The 16,653-nt window shown below is 68.0% G+C and carries 17 protein-coding genes; 12 read left to right on the forward strand and 5 right to left on the reverse strand.

What is annotated here, in order from left to right; all coding sequences use genetic code 11:
• Positions 1–3: 3 nt before the first annotated feature.
• Entirely contained in the window at positions 4–2,751 is a 2,748-nt protein-coding gene (locus tag VFB33_02175) for a response regulator (protein HZO80473.1), read from the reverse strand.
• Between the two features lie 201 nt (positions 2,752–2,952).
• On the opposite strand from VFB33_02175, the gene VFB33_02180 reads away from it, so the two are divergent.
• The gene (locus VFB33_02180; GenBank protein HZO80474.1) at positions 2,953–3,648 is read left to right on the forward strand and encodes a hypothetical protein; all 696 of its coding nucleotides are present in this window, start codon (positions 2,953–2,955) and stop codon (positions 3,646–3,648) included.
• 73 nt (positions 3,649–3,721) lie between these two features.
• Here VFB33_02180 and VFB33_02185 read toward each other — a convergent pair whose 3' ends face one another.
• The 3 genes from VFB33_02185 to VFB33_02195 all read right to left on the reverse strand — a co-directional run bounded on the left by VFB33_02185 (position 3,722) and on the right by VFB33_02195 (position 5,822).
• A complete protein-coding gene (locus VFB33_02185) occupies positions 3,722–4,156 on the reverse strand; it encodes a CopD family protein (GenBank protein HZO80475.1) in 435 nt (144 codons plus the stop codon).
• A gap of 15 nt (positions 4,157–4,171) precedes the next feature.
• Positions 4,172–5,389 (reverse strand): MFS transporter, encoded by a 1,218-nt coding sequence (locus tag VFB33_02190; GenBank protein HZO80476.1) that lies wholly within the window; start codon positions 5,387–5,389, stop codon positions 4,172–4,174.
• 112 nt (positions 5,390–5,501) lie between these two features.
• Positions 5,502–5,822 carry a septum formation initiator family protein gene (locus VFB33_02195; GenBank protein ID HZO80477.1) on the reverse strand — a complete coding sequence of 107 codons (321 nt, stop codon included), beginning with the start codon at positions 5,820–5,822 and terminating at the stop codon, positions 5,502–5,504.
• A gap of 520 nt (positions 5,823–6,342) precedes the next feature.
• On the opposite strand from VFB33_02195, the gene VFB33_02200 reads away from it, so the two are divergent.
• The 11 genes from VFB33_02200 to VFB33_02250 all read left to right on the forward strand — a co-directional run bounded on the left by VFB33_02200 (position 6,343) and on the right by VFB33_02250 (position 15,834).
• Complete coding sequence (locus VFB33_02200) at positions 6,343–7,155, forward strand: alpha/beta fold hydrolase (protein ID HZO80478.1); 813 nt, start codon at positions 6,343–6,345, stop codon at positions 7,153–7,155.
• 222 nt (positions 7,156–7,377) lie between these two features.
• The gene (locus VFB33_02205) at positions 7,378–8,508 is read left to right on the forward strand and encodes an FAD-binding oxidoreductase (GenBank protein ID HZO80479.1); all 1,131 of its coding nucleotides are present in this window, start codon (positions 7,378–7,380) and stop codon (positions 8,506–8,508) included.
• 9 nt (positions 8,509–8,517) lie between these two features.
• Positions 8,518–10,014, forward strand: a complete 1,497-nt coding sequence (locus tag VFB33_02210; protein ID HZO80480.1) for a D-aminoacylase — start codon at positions 8,518–8,520, stop codon at positions 10,012–10,014.
• Between the two features lie 84 nt (positions 10,015–10,098).
• Positions 10,099–10,719 (forward strand): imidazole glycerol phosphate synthase subunit HisH, encoded by a 621-nt coding sequence (gene hisH / locus VFB33_02215; protein ID HZO80481.1) that lies wholly within the window; start codon positions 10,099–10,101, stop codon positions 10,717–10,719.
• 3 nt (positions 10,720–10,722) lie between these two features.
• The gene (gene hisF / locus VFB33_02220; GenBank protein HZO80482.1) at positions 10,723–11,526 is read left to right on the forward strand and encodes an imidazole glycerol phosphate synthase subunit HisF; all 804 of its coding nucleotides are present in this window, start codon (positions 10,723–10,725) and stop codon (positions 11,524–11,526) included.
• A complete protein-coding gene (gene ribH, locus VFB33_02225; protein HZO80483.1) occupies positions 11,523–11,936 on the forward strand; it encodes a 6,7-dimethyl-8-ribityllumazine synthase in 414 nt (137 codons plus the stop codon). Before hisF ends, ribH begins: the two co-directional genes overlap by 4 nt.
• 126 nt (positions 11,937–12,062) lie before the next feature.
• Positions 12,063–12,887 (forward strand): tetratricopeptide repeat protein, encoded by an 825-nt coding sequence (locus tag VFB33_02230; protein HZO80484.1) that lies wholly within the window; start codon positions 12,063–12,065, stop codon positions 12,885–12,887.
• A 166-nt stretch (positions 12,888–13,053) separates the two neighbouring features.
• Entirely contained in the window at positions 13,054–13,392 is a 339-nt protein-coding gene (locus VFB33_02235; GenBank protein ID HZO80485.1) for a hypothetical protein, read from the forward strand.
• Entirely contained in the window at positions 13,389–13,742 is a 354-nt protein-coding gene (locus tag VFB33_02240) for a hypothetical protein (GenBank protein HZO80486.1), read from the forward strand. Before VFB33_02235 ends, VFB33_02240 begins: the two co-directional genes overlap by 4 nt.
• Positions 13,743–13,790: 48 nt before the next feature.
• Entirely contained in the window at positions 13,791–15,020 is a 1,230-nt protein-coding gene (gene ilvA / locus VFB33_02245) for a threonine ammonia-lyase (GenBank protein ID HZO80487.1), read from the forward strand.
• A gap of 28 nt (positions 15,021–15,048) precedes the next feature.
• Positions 15,049–15,834, forward strand: a complete 786-nt coding sequence (locus tag VFB33_02250; GenBank protein HZO80488.1) for a TatD family hydrolase — start codon at positions 15,049–15,051, stop codon at positions 15,832–15,834.
• A 33-nt stretch (positions 15,835–15,867) separates the two neighbouring features.
• Here VFB33_02250 and VFB33_02255 read toward each other — a convergent pair whose 3' ends face one another.
• Complete coding sequence (locus VFB33_02255) at positions 15,868–16,569, reverse strand: NnrU family protein (protein HZO80489.1); 702 nt, start codon at positions 16,567–16,569, stop codon at positions 15,868–15,870.
• Between the last annotated feature and the right edge of the window lie 84 nt (positions 16,570–16,653).

The following is a 16,653-nucleotide window of genomic DNA, read 5'->3' on the forward strand; positions in this document are numbered from 1 at the left end:
TGCTCAGGCCGCCGCCGAGGCGGGTTGCTCATCCGCGTTCTCGAGCGCGGTCTCGCGGATCACGCGCAGGAGCGTCGCCCGCTTGAGCGGCTTGCCGAGATGCGAGTCGCATCCCGCCTCCTCCGCCTTGCGCACGGTTTCGTCGAAGGCCGAAGCCGTCAGCGCAATGATCGGGGTATGGCGCGCGCCGCTCTCGCGCTCCCACTGCCGGATCTGGCGCACCGCCGAGTAACCGTCCATCACCGGCATCTGGATGTCCATCAGGACCAGGTCGTAGCGCCGGCTCTTGAGCTTTTCCACGGCGACCTGTCCGTTTTCCGCCTCATCCAGGCCATAGCCGGTCTTGCCGAGGTAGGCGCGGATGAGCAGGCGGTTGTCCACCGAATCGTCGGCGAGCAGGATGCGGCAGGGCGGATCGGCGGGCTTGGCTGGAGCAGCGCCATCGAGGACCGGCGGCACGATTGTGGCGGCCGGTTCCTGCACTGCGGAGGCCAGCGCGTGCGCTGTCCCGGCGGCGGCCGGCTTAACGACGTTCCCGTCATCCCGCGCCTTAGTCGCGCCGTCGGCGGGGCGTTTGCTGCTCACGGCGAGGGCGGCGGCCAGAAGGTCGGAGCGCTTGAGCGGCTTGACCACGTAGTGTTCGAGGCCAATCTCGCGCAGGCGCGCGAAGCCCGCGGAAAGCTCGTGCGCGCCAAGAACGGCGACAATTGGAACGGCCGAACGCTGCCTGCGCGTGCCCAGCCGGCAGGCCAATTCGAAACCGCCGGCCTCGGGGCGAGAAAAATCAACGATCGCGAGCTGGAAGCCGCCGGACGCGGTCCGCGCCGCCTGGCCGATAGCTTCGAGCGCCGCGCCCGCGTCGGCGGCCTCAGTCACTTCGGCACCATGCGCGGCGAGGATGTCCCGTGCGGAGAGCCTGCACGTGGGGTTGTGGTCCACCACCAGCACGCGGACGCCCCTGAGTGCGTCGCTGCGGGGCTGAACCGCGGCGTCGCTGGCCCCCTCGGGCAGCGCGAAGCGGGCCGTGAAATAGAACGTGCTGCCCTTGCCGACTTCGCTTTCGACCCACACCCGCCCGTCCATCAAGCGCACCAGGCGCTCGACGATCGCCAGCCCCAAGCCGCTGCCGCCGTACTTGCGGGTGGTCGAGGAGTCGGCCTGCGCAAAAGGCGAGAAGATGCTTTCGAGCTTGTCGGCCGGGATGCCGATGCCGGTGTCGCGCACCGCAAAGCGCAGCGCGCCCCCCGCCTCGCTGTCGCGGTCGCGCTCGACCGTGACCACGATCTCGCCGCGCTCGGTGAACTTGAGCGCATTGCCCACCAGGTTGGTGAGCACCTGGTTGAGGCGCAGCGAATCGCCCAGCACCGTGGCCGGAACGTCAGGCGCCACCCGCACCACCAGGTCGACCTTGCCTTCATTGGCGCGGATCGCGAGCGTGTCGGCGACGCGTTCGGCCACCTCGGCCGGATCGAAGGGGGTTTCTTCGAGGCTGAGCTGGCCGCTTTCGACGCGGGTGAGGTCGAGGATGCTGTTGAGGAGCTCGAGCAGGGTGGCGCCGTTCTTGACGACGCGCTCGACGAAATGGCGCTGCTCGGGGACCAGCGGCGTTTCGGCGAGGAGATCGGCCGAGCCGAGGATAACGTTGAGCGGGGTGCGGATCTCATGCGACATGCAGGAGAGAAACTGGGTCTTGGCCTCGGAAGCAGCCAGCGCGGCCTCGCGCGCGGCGACGAGTTCCTCGTGCGCCTTGTGCAGCTGGGTCACATCGCGCAGCGCGCTGATCACGCAATCCTGGCCGTTGATCCGCGCCTGCACCGAGGAGATCAGGGCGTTGACCGGCTCCCCGTCGCGCATCCGGAAATTGCCCTCGACGTTGCGCACGAAACCGGCCGCCCTGATTGCGGCCGAGAGCATCTTGACCTGTTCTGGGTCAACCCAGAGGTCGAGCTCCGAGGGCTTGCGGCCGATGACTTCCTCGCGGCTGTAACCAGTGCGGTCAACGAACTCCTGATTGACGTCGAGGATCCTGCCATCGGCCACCGCAGTGATCACGATCACGTCGGAGCTGGTTTCGAAGACGCGGCGGAACTTTTCCTCGCTCTCGCTCAGCTGCGCCTCGCGCTCGCGCAACGACTGGTACTGCTGGGTGCGTTCGCGGTAGCGCACACCGAACGCCGTCGCGCATTGCGCAAGGCACGCCGCGGTTACCAGGCCGAGCCAATGATAGAGCGCGTTTGGGTCGGGATTGTGCGCCAACACCGTATTGGCACCCAGTGCAAGTACGCTCACGCAGCCCATCGCGAACTGCCAGCGCGCTTCCCACGGCACCAGCAGCGCGGTGCCCAGCATGATGAGCAGGAGCGAAACGAACAGCGCCTCGTGGCGACCGCCGGGGGTTGCGATGCTGAGCACGGTGGAGCTCAGGATGATCATCGAGCACAGGCTGAACAGCGCCGCCCGCCAATGATCGTGAAAGCGCCGCGTCCAGCTCAGGCTCAGGCCGATCAGGGCGGCGGTGAAATTGAACAGATGGAACCCGGTCAGCAGCAACGGGTCGACGCCGCCCGCGCCCTCCAGCCGTAACTCGGAGATAATGAAGAGTGGCTGCGAGACGAGAATGATCGCGATCCCGACCCGCGCCAGCAACACGGCCCAGGCGTTGTCCGCCAGTGTGTGTTTCAGGTTAGAGTCCACCCCAGCGTCGTGGCCGTCCATGGTGTTGGCGTGAAAGGGCAGAGAAATCCGGCGCATGGCGGGCTCCTGGTCCGTCAATCGAGGCTTTGAGCAACGGGCGTGCCCGGAAAAAGATCCGCGAAAATAGTGGGGAAATAGGTCTCTAGGCGACCAAAAGGTTGCTAAGTCGCATCAAAAGCCTTTGCAAACACGCAACATTAGGCTAAAAAGAATTCTGCATAGATAACGTTTCAGGCCAAGGAAACCTGAAAGCACGCCGTGCAACTACGTCTTCAAACCACGCCCACCGAGCGACGCGAATTCGCCGAGTGCCTGGCGCGCGCGCGCGCCTCCAAGGGCCTCGGCTTCAGCGAAACTCCGCTGTCGGTGCTCGGTGAAATTCACCTGACTTACGGCCAGGTTTGGGCGCTGTTTGACGAAGAAGGCATGGAGCCGGACCAGATGCTCGGCGGCTTCATCATTCATAACCTGGCGATGTTTCCACAAAGTTATCCGCGCCCCGACCTCAGCTACTTGGCGCCCGAAAGCGTGGTCGAGTGCGGCGAGCTGTGGGCGCTGGCGCCGGGCGCGGCGCGAATCGCGCGCCACGCGGGCTTTATCCTTGGGGGTTTGATCAATGCTCGCGCGATCCTCGCCTATGTAATGATCAAGCCGCGTGACACTTCTTTCCTGTACAAGAACTTCTCCCGCGTCGGCGACCCGATCAATTCGCAATATACCCGGGCGCTGGACGGCAGCGAGGTGTGGGCCCAGCCGATGGTGCTCGAAGGCCTGGCGCTCGAGATGACGGTGCAGGTCGCAACCGCCGTAAGCTACGAGTCCTTCGACGGCCGCTGCCTGCAATTCCGCAACCCGTTCCCGATCGTGCCAAGAATCAACCGTCGCATTCCGCGCCAAATTCCCGGCTTGGAAGGCCTGCGCGCGAGCGGCCGCGTCCTCCAAGTCCGCCGCTAACCCCGCACGCCGCGTTCGCTCGGTCCGCTGCCGCGAGCCCTGTGCGCAGCCGACGAGCATGCGTCGCACTGCGCTAGAACGGCTTGAGCACCGCGAGCGCTAGAATCGCCAGCAGGAGCAGGCTGACGATCCCGTGCGCGATCTTGAATTCCCGCGCCGAGGCGGCAGCCGGATCGTTTTCGAGTTTCATGATGCGGCGGTAGAGCCGGTAGTGAAGGTAGAGCAACACGGCGACCAGCAGCAGCTTGACGTGCAGCCAGCCCATCATCAGGGCGTCCGGTTCGAGCAGCATCAGCAGAATCCCGAAGAAGACCGTCGCCGCCGCGCCGATATTGCACGCCACCTGGAATAGCCGGCGCGAGATGAGGATGATTCGCTCGCGTGCCGCGCCGACCTCCTCGCTCACCAGCGAGAGCATCGACTCGATCAGCAGCAGACTGCCCACCCAGATGATGACGCCGAAGAGGTGGAACACGATCACCCATCCGATGAGCCCTTTGACGACCATCGCGCCGCTCCTCTCTCAAACCGCTCGACTATGGCCCATCCCAAGCGCAAGCGCCATCGCCACGGCCGCCACCACGGCGGCGCCCCGATAAGGCGCCGCCGGCCCCATCGCCTGGTACAGGACTCCCCCCGCCAGCGGCCCCACGATGCGCGCGAGCGACAGCACCGACTGGTTCAGCCCCAACGCTTCGCCCTGAAGCTCGCGGCCGGTGCGGCGCGAGATAAGCGCGGCGGCCGCGGTGCTGCCGAATCCGTAGCCGAACGCGATCAGCACCAGCATCGCATAGAGCGCCGTGTGCGAAGGCCAGCTTCCGAACGGGGCGAGCCCCGCGGCAAGCAACGCTGCGCCTGCAGCCAGGAGAATCGATTCGCCGGTGCGCGGTGCCAGTTTGCCGATCAGGTAGCCCTGCGCAAACGCCTGCGTCAGGCCCGCGAAGGCCAACAACCCGCCGACGCCCGCCGCCGCATAGCCGTAAACGGCCGGCACCGTCAGCGCGAACGTCGCCTCCAGCGCGGCAATCGCGAATGTCAGCAGAAAGGCGACCGCCAGCAAGGGCGCGATGGCGCGATGGCGTTGGAGACTGCGCAAAAGCGGCGGCCGCCATCCTGCCACAGCTCGGTGCGGCTGCGGGTGTCTGTCCTGCCAATGCGATTCAGGCAGGCGCACCGCCGCAAAGATCAAGTTGGCAAACGTCAACGCAGCGGCGAACAGCACGGGGCGGCGCAGACTGCTTGCGCCAAGCAGACCGCCCAGCGCGGGCCCGAGCACGAAGCCCAACCCGAACGCCGCGCCGATCATTCCCATCGCATGCGCACGCTTCGCCTCCTCGGTAGTGTCGGCGACGTAGGCCTGCGCGGTCGAAATCGTCGCCGCGCACGCGCCGTGCACCGCGCGCGAGATCAAGAGCCCGGCGAACGAGTCCGCAAAGGCGTAAATCGCGTAGCTCAGCGAGGAACCGAACAGGCCGACCATGATCACCGGACGCCGCCCGATCCGATCGGAGAGCCGCCCGAGCAGCGGCGCACAGATGAACTGCATCGCCGAGTACGCGGCGAGAATCAGGCCGATCGCGCCGGCGCCGACTCCCAGGCGCTCTGCATACATCGGCAGGAAGGGAATCACGATGCCGAAGCCGAGCAGATCCAAGAAGACCGTGATGAACAGGACCAGGCGCGCCGCGCGGCCGGGCGTCGCGGCCGACGCCGCTGGCGGAGAAGCTTGCGGAATTTCCATCGGGTCTGCTCGCCAGGGAGTGCGGATGAGGAAACCGCATGCAGGCGCGGCAGTCAAGCGAGCAACGCCGATGCGCGCGTCAGACCGGGCCCACTTGCGCGGCGGGCGCTCGCTACTGCGTGTCCGCGCGCGCGGCAAAGCGGTAAACGATCTCGCCGGAACGCGCATAGCCGAGCTGTTTGCGGATGAGCCGCTCGAGGTAGCGGTCATCGCCCTGCAGCCGGCGCAGCTTGATCTTCAACGCGGCGTTGGATTCGAGCAACCGTGCGTGAACGACCTCCAGCCGGCCGCGCTCGGCGCGCAGGGCGAGCAGATCGCGCAGGCCCAGTGGGGCGAAGACGACGTCCAAGGCGAGTAGCGCCGCGCAGGCGGCCAGCGTGAGCGACAGCCACTCGCGGCGCACAAACCGGCTTAAGCGTCGCACGGAGGCCATCGTAAAAAGGCTTGCGTCGAACTTCAAGGCCGCTTATGAATGAACGGCATTTTAATCCGGCGAAAGCCGAAGCGCGGCAAAGCTTCTTGCCGTTTTAAAATTTCTTTATAAATGATCGTCGATTCTCTTGATCTCGATCCGATGCATTCTTATAATCCGCTCGCAGGCAGGGGCCGCGAGGAGGCCCGCCGAAGGGTTTGAGGTGCTTGTCCCGCAGCGGCGATCGTGAAGGAGGTGTCTATGCCAGTTAAGAAGAGAAGTTCTGCGACCAAGTCCAAATCGAAGCTCAAGACGAGTATGAAGAAGAAGGCTGGCAAGAAGAAGAAGAAGTAAGGGCCAAAGGCTTTCCCTCCGGATTTTCCGGAGGCTGGCTAAAGATGCCGGGCTTGCTGCTGGGATAAGCCGGGGTGAGTTGGCCCCGTAACCGGAGAGGGCTCCTGAAAAGGGGCCCTCTCTTTTTCTGTCGCTCGTATCACCCGCGGCTTGCCGCAGGCGGCTTCGCGGGCGCAACGTTGATCCGATGAGCACGCGGCTTGGTCGCTTCCCGGCCGAATACGAACGGCCCGAACCGCTGAAGTTCGCCTGGCCCATCGTGCTTGTTCCCGAGCTGTTCACCACCGCAGACCATCTCGCGGTCCTGCGCGGCTATCTAGCAAGCCTCGGATGGGAAGTTTATACGCCCGACCTGCGCGCGGCGTTCGATTGCGCGCCCGCCAGGCGAGGAGGCTTTGAGGGCCTTGCGGCGCGCCTTGAACAGGCGCTCAGCGCACTGGGCCGCGACGTTGTCCTCGTCGGGCACGGTCTGGGCGGGCTGCTCGCGCTCAAGGCCGCGGAGCTCGCGCCGGTGCGCGCCGCGGTTGCGATCGCGCCGATGCTGCCCGGAGTGCGCTCGCGGCTGGTGATGCGCGCGGCGAATTGGCGCGCGCTGTGGCTGGGCCGCGCGTTGGCGCCGCCGCGCGGCGCCGCGCTGTTCCATCTGATGGCCGATGCCGAACCGTTCCAGCGCCAGGCGCTCGTGCGCGCTCTGGTAGCGGACGACGCGCGCGCGGCGATGGATGTCGTGCGCGGCAGGGTGCGTCTCGAGCCGACCCCGCGCGGCGTCCCACGGCTGATCGTGACCGGAGATTCCGACCCGTTCGTGCCTCTGGAACACGCGACTCGTCTGGCCGAACGGATCGGCGCGGCGACTGCGGTCGTGCCCGGCCGCGGCCATTGGCTTGTCGGCGGCCGCGGTCTGGAGCGCACGATGGCGGCGGCGCAGCGTTTCCTGGTCCGCAACCTCGGCGCCGACTTGCTCCTCCTCTATCCTGAAGAGTTCGGAAGCGAGGACTGAGTTCCACCGGTTGCCGGGTGCTACCCTGAGCGAAGTGAGCAACGCGAACGGAGTCAACGGGTCTCGAACAGCTTCGCGCAAGCGAAGCCGGTAACCGGCTATGCATCCGCGAAGCGTTCTTTAATCGCGCCGCGCTCGCTTGATCCGGCGAGCCGCGCGGCGCGATAAGAGAACCACGCGCGGCGCGCGCCCAAGCGGCGCGGCGCAAGCCAGCCTCGTCGAATGGACAACTACGACTTCATCATCGTGGGGGGCGGAATTGCCGGCGCCTCGGCCGGCTACGCGCTCTCCGCCGGTGCCAAGGTCCTGGTGATCGAACGCGAGAGCCAGCCCGGCTATCATTCGACCGGCCGCTCGGCCGCGCTCTTCGTGCAGACCCACGGCCCCGACGTTATCCGCGCCCTCGCACGCGCGAGTAAGCCCTTCTTCCTCGGTCCGCCCGAAGACTTCACCGAATACCCGCTGCTGGCGCCGCGCGGGATGATGGTGATCGGGCGCGCCGACCAGCTAGCCGCGCTCGACAAATCGTTCCGCGAAGCGTCGCGGCACATCTCCGGCGTGCGCCGGCTGAGCCCGAGCGAGGCGCGCGATCGAGTCCCTGTGCTGCGCGAGGATTACCTCGCGGGCGCGGTGCTCGATCCCGAGGCGATGGATATTGACGTGCACGCCGTGCACTGGGGCTACCTGCGGGGGATGCGTGCGCGCGGCGGCACACTGGTCACGAACGCCGACCTCCTTCGGCTCGAGCGCAAATCCGATACGTGGACCGTGCATACGGCGGCGGGCGACTTTGCCGCGCCGGTCGTGATCGACGCGGCGGGGGCATGGTGCGACAAGGTCGCCGCGCTGGCCGGCGCGCGCCCGGTCGGGCTGGTGCCAAAGCGCCGCACGGCGTTTATCTTTCAGCCGCCCGCCGGTGTTGTGATCGACAACTGGCCGTCAGTGATCGATGTCGGCGAGAATTTCTACTTCAAGCCCGACGCCGGCCGGCTCCTCGCCTCGCCCGCCGACCAGACGCCGATGGAGCCGTGCGACGTGCAGCCCGACGATCTCGACGTGGCGATAGCCGTGAATCGGATCCAGCGCGCGGCGGCGCTGCCTATCGTGCATATCGAGCGCAAGTGGGCGGGGCTGCGTTCGTTCGTCGCCGACGGATGCCCGGTGGTCGGTTACGATCCCGAGGTGAAGGGCTTCTTCTGGCTCGCGGGCCAGGGCGGCTACGGGATTGAAACGTCGCCCGCGATGGGGCGGCTTGGCGCAAGTCTCGCGCTCGGGCGCGGGGTGCCGCGCGACCTCGCCGCTTCAGGCGTCAGCGAAGCCGTGCTTTCGCCGGGGCGCTTCGCACGCGCATAGGAATTCGCCATGACTTGGGAGCGCTACGATATCGTGATCCGCGGTGCGACGGTTTTTGACGGCACCGGCGCCCCGCCGTTCGTCTCGGACATCGCGATCCGCGCCGACCGCATCGCGGCGCTCGGGAAAATTGAGGGCGCGGCGGGCCGTGAGATCGACGCGCGCGGCCTTGCGCTTGCACCCGGTTTCATCGACGTCCACAGCCACGACGACTTCGCCGTCTTCACTACGCCCGCGATGGACTTCAAAGTGATGCAGGGCGTGACCACCGACGTCGTCGGCAACTGCGGGATGGGCGCAGCGCCGTACGACGCGGTACGCGCGCACTTTGGAATGTTCTTCGGCGAGGCGGCGCTCGCCGGATGGCGCGGCTATCGCGGCTACCTCGAAGCGGTCGATCGCGACCCGCCGAGCCTCAACGTCGCGGCGCTGGTCGGCCACAACACGGTGCGCGCGGCCGTGACGGGGATGGCGCGGCGGGCGCCGAGCGTCGGCGAGCTGAGCGCGATGCGCGCGATTGTGCGCGAGGGAATGGAGGCCGGCGCGGTCGGGCTTTCCACCGGGCTCATCTATGAACCGGGACGCCACGCGGCGACCGAAGAGATAATCGAACTGGCGCGCGAGGCCGCCGCGGCCGGCGGGCTTTACGCCACCCACATGCGTAACGAGGCGAGCGGTCTGCTCGACGCCGTGCGCGAGACGATCCGCATCGGGCGCGAAGCCGGCGCGCGCGTCCAGATCTCCCATCATAAGGCCGCCGGCCGGCGCAACTGGGGCAGGGTGCGCGACTCGCTCGCGCTCATCGAGGAGGCGCGCGCCCGGGGCCTCGACGTCACAGCCGACCAATATCCTTACACCTCGGGCAGCACCGTGCTCTCCGCCGTGATCCACAACAACGCCCTCAATCCGCAGGGCGACCGCGGCGGCGTCGCGCGCGTCGAGCCCGAACGCGTGCTGATTGCCTCCGCACCGGCGCATCCCGAGTACGAGGGGAAAACGATCGCCGAGCTTGCCGCGCAATTCGGCCTTCCGGCTGAGGACGCCGCGCGCAAGGTGGACGCCGACGAGCGCGGCCGCACGATCGCGATCCTCGACCTGATGGACGAGGGCGACGTGCGCGCGGTGATGCGCCATCCGACGACCATGATCGGCTCGGATGGGATTCCGCTAGGCGGCAAGCCCCATCCGCGGCTCTACGGCACTTTCCCGCGCGTGCTCGGCCGTTACGCCCGCGAGGCGGGACTGCTGACGATGGAAGCAGCGGTGCATCGGATGACCGGGATGGCGGCGGCGAAGTTCGAGCTCAGGGAGCGCGGCGTCATTCGCGCCGGCGCGTTCGCCGATCTCGTCGTCTTCGATCCCGCGACGGTCGTCGATACCGGCACCTACCACGAGCCCAAGCGCCACCCAAATGGGATCGCGCACGTCTTCGTCAACGGGGTCGCCGTGGTACGCGACGGCCGCCATACCGCGGCCCGCCCCGGCCGTGCGCTGCGCCGCGGCTGAGCATCTATACCGCTTTGGCCCCGCCCGGCCGGCGCTGTCGCGCGGGCGGCGCGGGCAGGCTATGATGCAAGGTCCGGTGGCGCGATGATCGCGATCGTCGATTACAAGGCGGGCAACCTGACCAGCGTGGCGCGCGCACTCGAGCATCTCGGCCACCCGTGCGAGATCACCGACCGTCCCGAGCGCGTGCGCGCCGCCGAGCGCGTCATCCTGCCCGGCGTCGGAGCGGCGGGCGCGACGATGGAAAATCTTCGCGCGCTCAAGCTCGACGAGGCCCTGCGCACTGACGTGGCGCGCGCGGGCAAGCCGTTTCTGGGCATCTGCATCGGGATCCAGGTGTTGCTCGACCGCAGCGAGGAGGACGACGCACGCTGCCTGGGAATCATCGCCGGGCGCGTGGCGCGCTTTCCAGTGGCGGTGGACGGCCGCCCGCTCAAGGTCCCGCAGATCGGATGGAACCGGGTGCGCCAAACCCGCGCACATCCGGTCTTCCGCGGCATCCCCGACAACACCCACTTCTATTTCGTCAACTCCTACTACCCGATCCCGGACGATCCGGCGCTTGCGATCGCGACGAGCGACCACGGAGTGACGTTCTGCGCCGCGCTCGCGCGCGACAACGTTGTCGCCACCCAGTTTCATCTCGAAAAGAGCGGTGCGGCGGGCCTGCGCCTGCTCGACAACTTCTGCCGGCAGCGGTTCTGAGCGATGCTTGCCAAGCGGATAATCCCGTGCCTCGACGTGCGCGCGGGCAAGGTCACCAAGGGCGTCAGGTTTCTCGACAACGTGGACGTTGGCGATCCGGTGGCGATGGCACGCTACTACTACGAGCAGGGCGCCGACGAGCTGGTCTTTTACGACATCACGGCCTCCAACGAGCGGCGCGGGATCATGCTCGAGGTGGTGCGCGCGGTGGCGCGCGAAATCTTTATCCCGTTCAGCGTGGGCGGCGGGCTCCGCACGCTGGAGGACATGCGCGCGGTGCTGCTGGCCGGCGCCGAGAAAGTCTCGATCGATTCGGGCGCGGTGCGCGACCCCTCGCTGATCACCGCCGGCGCGCGCGCCTTCGGCAGCCAGTGCATCGTGCTCTCGATGCAGGTGAAGCGCACCGGCCGCGCCGGGCTGCCCTCGGGCCACGAGGTCATCATCGACGGCGGCCGGCTGCCCACCGGCCGCGACGCGCTGGAGTGGGCGCGCGAGGGCGAGCGGCTGGGCGCGGGCGAGCTGTGCATCAATTCGATCGACAACGACGGCACCAAGCTCGGCTACGATCTCGAGATAACGCGGAGGATCGCCGACGCCGTGGGCATCCCGGTCATCGCTTCGGGCGGGGCCGGCGAGCCGCGCCATCTGCTGGAGGCGTTCACCGCGGGCGGCGCCGACGCCGCGATCGTCGCCTCGATCGTGCATTACGGCGAGGCCACGATCCCGGAGCTGAAGCGCTACCTGCGCGCGGGCGGAGTCGAAGTGCGCGAGGCGATCCATCTGGAAGAGAGGAGCGCGAGCACGTGAAGATCGCGATGGTAGTGTCGGAGTTCAACTTTGACGTGACCTCCACGATGGAGGAGCGGGCGCGCCGCCACTGCGCCTTCCTCGGCGCCGAGGTCAGCCACGTCGTGCATGTGCCCGGCGTTTTCGACATGGGCCCGGCGATCAAGAGGCTGCTGCGGCGCAAGGACGTCGACGCGGTGGTGATCATCGGCGCGGTGATCAAGGGCGACACCGGTCACGACGAGATCGTGGCCCAGGCTGCCGCGCGTGCCGCCGCCGAGCTGGCGCTCCAGTTCGACAAGCCGGTCGGGCTCGGGATAACCGGCCCTGGGATGACCCGCGAGCAAGCGCTCGACCGGATCGACAACGTGCGCAACGCGGTCGAGGCGGCGGTGCGGATGGTGCGCACGCTTAAGGAGCTGGGCGACTAGCACGGGGAGTCCGAAGCGGCGCGCGCAGTTTTCCCCGGCATTTCAACAGCCGTGCTGTTCACAAATCGCGGCCTCCCGCATTGAGCCGCGGCGGGCGAACTTTCTATACTCGGGCGCGTGGCGGGGATGTCGAACGAGGGGGCGATTAAGCGCTCGCATACCTTCTCGACGCGCGCCGCGGCGCGCATCCTGGCGATTTCCCCCGACCGCATCCGTTACTGGGTCAGGCACTCGCTCATCCGGCCGCTCACGCGCGGGCGCCAGATGCGCTTCGGCTTCGACGACCTGCTGGTGATGCGCCTGGCCAAGGAGCTGCTGCCCAACCGCCATCGGATGGAACCGATGCGCCGGTGCCTGGAGCGGGCGCGCGGGATGTTCGGGGGCGCCCGCCCGCTGACTTCGTTGCGCCTGGTTAGTCACGACGGCCAGATCGTCGTGCGCGACCGCGGCGTGATGGTCGAGGTGGCGAGCGGCCAGATGCTGCTTGGCTTCGGCGCCGCGCCGGCGTCGGGCAGAGTGGAGGAGCGCTTCGGCCCGGCCCGCGTGCGCGAACGCTTCGAGGAGGCGCGCCGGCTGGCTGAGAGCGACCCCCTGCGCGCGCTCACCCTGTACAGCGAGCTCCTGGGGCGCGAGCCACGCAACTTCGAGGCGCACATCGACCTCGCCGGCCTGCTCGAACGCGAGGGCGACCTCGCGGGCGCGCTGCGCGCGCTGCTCGGCGCGGCAGCGATCGTGCCGACCAACGCCGACGTCCACGTGCGGCTGGGGCTGCTCTATCGCCGGCGCAATGAGATCCAGAACGCGCTTTCCAGCTTCCTGCGCGCCGTCGAATGCGATCCACTCTCGCTCGCCGCCCACCGCAACCTCGCCGAGCTGTACGAGGCGATGGGGCGCAAGCGCGAGGCCCTGCGCCATCTCAGCACCGTCCATCGCCTGACCCGCAACGAATAGACGCGGCGCGCTTTGGGCGGTTGCCGCCACTTCGACTCCGAGATTTCACTAAGGCGGGTGTCCCTGCCGGTCCGGCAACCGACCGGCCGGCACCGACGCCCAAACCGCCGGGCAAAGTCCCGGCGCGTTGAGTTGACCTAAGTGGCGGCGATAAGCTCATCGGCTGATGGCTGCGAAAACGCTCAAACAGGTTGACGTGCTGCGGCACGAGCTCAAGGCGCTGCGCTTCATCCTCGACAACTACCACAACGGCAAACTCGGGCCCGGCGCGCTGCCGTCGCGCGACGATTTCCTTTCCGAGCAGACGCGCGCGATCTATGACGCGCTCGTGCGGGCCGCAGGCCGCGCCGAGGCCGAGGCGGCGATCGGCGAGCTCGACCTCGAGGGCGTCGATCTCGACTCTTTCCTTGCCCTGAGCGGCGAGCATTACTACACCTACCCCGCGCTGGTGCGCGAGCGCGCGCGCGAGTTACGCGCGGGCCGGCTGCGGATCGAGGCGGCTTGAGCGCGTTCCCCGCATCCGAGCTGCATCTGCTGCTCGACGCCGCCGGCGCGTTGATCGTCTTTCAGGAGGAAGGGACGTCGTGGGCGGGCATCCTCGGCTTTTCCAGCGAGGAGCGCGCGCGCCGCTTCGTCGCCACGAGCCATCTCGAAGTTGCCGAAATCGCCACCATCGACCCGGTCGATCCCGAACAGGTCGCCTCGCTGATTAACGCGGCCAAGCGCCGCGCCCTACGCTACCTGTTGCTCGACCTCGACTGGCAAAGCGGCGAGTGCCGCCAGGTCGAATTCGAGGGCAACGCGTTCGGCGCGGCGAGCGAGCGGCGCTTTGCACCGCGCAACCGTCGCCGCTGACCCGGGCGCCTCGGCGCATTGCGAAGCCAGACTGACGTGCATCCTGCGATGAGCCCGGAAACGCCCGCAACTGTAAGAATCGAAGACGTCGAGGCGGCGCGCGAGCGGCTTAAGGGAGTTGTCAAGCCCACACCGCTAATCCAGAGCGCGACGTTTGGCCGGATGCTCGGCGCCGAGGTTTACGTCAAGCCAGAGAATCTCCAGAAGACCGGCTCGTTCAAGATTCGCGGCGCCTACAACCGAATCGCTGCGCTGTCGGCGGACGAGGCCGTGCGCGGCACGGTTGCCGCCTCGGCCGGCAACCATGGGCAGGCGCTGGCCTACGCCGCCGCGCGGGCCGGCGTGCGCGCGACGATCGTGATGCCGACCACGGCGGCGATCGCCAAGATCGAGGCGACGCGCAGCTACGGCCAAACGGTCGAACTGGCGGGTGCCGATTACCAGGAGGCGCGGCGCGCGGCCGAGGAAATCCGCGCGCGCACCGGCGCGCTCTTCGTTGATGCATACGACGACCCGTTCGTAATCGCCGGCCAGGGCACGATCGGCCTGGAAATCTGCGACGAGCTTACGCCCGACTTCGTGCTGGTGCCGGTAGGTGGCGGCGGCCTGATTGCGGGGATGGCGGTCGCGCTCGCCGCGCGCGCGCCCGACGCCCGGCTTATCGGGGTCGAAGCGGCGGGCTCGGCGCAGCTCAGCTTAAGCCTCAGCCGCGGCGCGCCCGCGACGGTGCCGACGGCGGTCGATACGATCGCCGACGGGCTTGCGACCGGCCGGATCGGCCGCCTCCCGTTCGCGCTCATCCGCGACCGCATCGACCGCGTCGTTACCGTGGATGACTTCGAGATCGGCGAGGCGGTGCTGTTGATGCTCGAGCGGATGAAGCTGCTCGCCGAGGGCGCGGGCGCGGCTGCGCTGGCGGGTGCGCTCAAGCTCGGCACGCAGCTCGCCGGGCGGCGGGTCGTAATCGTCGCCAGCGGCGGCAACATCGACGTCAACCTGCTTGACCGGATCATCGGGCACGGACTGGCCAAGGCCGGCCGGCTGGTGAGGATGACGGTCGAGATGCGCGACCGGCCGGGCGAACTGGGACGCCTGCTGGCGGCGGTCGCGGAGCAGGGCGCCAACGTGCACGCGATCCAGCACGATCGCACGCGGCGCGACGTCCGGATCGGCAGCGCGCGGGTCACCGTCGAGCTCGAAACGCGCGGCCACGACCATATCGAGCGCATCCGCGATGCGCTCGCCACGCGCGGGCTCAAAGTCCTGGTCGAAAGCTGATCGCGCGGCAAATGGACCGGCGAATTCGATGAGCTGGATTGTCGACTCCCACTGCCATCTGGCCGACCCACGGCTCTATCCCGAGCTGGACGCGGTGCTCGAACGCGCCGCCGCCACGGAGGTCGGGCCGATCGTCGCGGTGGGCGCGCTCGACACGCTCGAAGCCGACCGGCTGACGGTCGCCATCGCCGAGCACCATCCGCAGGTCTTCGCCGCCGTCGGCGTCCATCCACACAACGCCTCGGATTGTGACGATGCCCGGATCGCCGCGCTCGCGGAGCTTGCGCGCTCGCCGCGCGTGGTCGCGATCGGGGAGAGCGGTCTGGACTTTCACTACATGCACTCGGCGGCCGAAGCGCAGGAGCGCGCGCTGCGCCGCCATCTGGAGCTCGCGCGCGTGCTGGATCGCCCGCTGGTCATCCATTGCCGCAATGCCGAGCGGCGGCTTTGCGAAATCGTGCGCAAGGCGGGGATGCCGCCGGCCGGCGGCGTTATCCACTGCTTCACCGGCGACGCCCCCGCCGCGCGCGAGTTCGTTGCGCTCGGCTTCCACATTTCGTTTTCCGGAATCCTGACCTTCAAGAGCGCGGGCGCAGTGCGCGAAGCGGCGGCAGCCGTGCCCGAGGAGCGGCTGTTGGTCGAAACCGACGCGCCCTACCTCGCCCCCGAACCGCATCGCGGAGAGCGCAACGAACCGGCGTACGTGCGCCGCACCTTCGAGCGCCTCGCCGCGCTGCGCGGGGCCGATCCCGCGGCGCTCGCGGAGCGCATCCGCGCCAACGCCGCCCGCCTCTTCGGCATCGCTATCGACTGAACAAGCGCCCCTCGTGCGGCTGGTCGAAGCGGCTTAGCCCATCGGATAGCCGCCGAAGAGTGGATGGTGAAGCGCGATCAGCACGACGAAAGCCGCGACCCCGATCGCGACGCCCAGCCAGGGGATGTCTGCCGCCCGATCGCATCGCTGCCGCCCGCTGAGCAGCGCTGCACCCGGCATAAACGAGGTCTGCTCGACGAAACGGCGGTAGCGCTCGCCCATCTCGCGCAGCTTGCGGCGGTCCTGATGCCATCCGCCGACGATGCCAAGCACCGGGAAGGTCACGAAGAAAGCGATATCACCGGCCCATCCGTTCATCAGGATGTGCGCAATCCCAAAGAGGCCCAACGCGACAAAGCTCGGATGGCGCGTAAGCTTGAGAATGCCGCGCGGCGCGGCGGCGTCGGGGCCGGCCGGTGCGCCGATCTGAGCAGGGTTGGGCGTGATGAACGAGGCGACGAGAATCACCAGCGCCGCGAGCATCAGCACCCATACCAGCCATCGTATCGGAACGGCCCCGCGCAGGTTCCACAGCATCACACCCGCGTGCTTGTGATAGGCAAACACGACGACCAGCGGGATGAAGGTCGCCAGCGCCACGAGCGAATAGATACCGCGAAAGGGCTGCTCGCCGAGCGCGCCGACTAGCGCCGCGCGCACCGGCCCGGCGGAAAGGACGAAGTGGCCGGCAAGGAACAGCACGGCCCACAGCGCGATCACTCCGGCACCGTCCATCGGCATCCCCCTGTCGGCGCGGGTGTCGCGAGCGCTCCGCGCGCGAATTTTCAACGCCACTGTAATCGGGCGGCCGGCCAGAGC

Source organism: Candidatus Binataceae bacterium (genome assembly GCA_035650475.1).
Classification (GTDB): Bacteria; Desulfobacterota; Binatia; order Binatales; family Binataceae; genus JAKAVN01.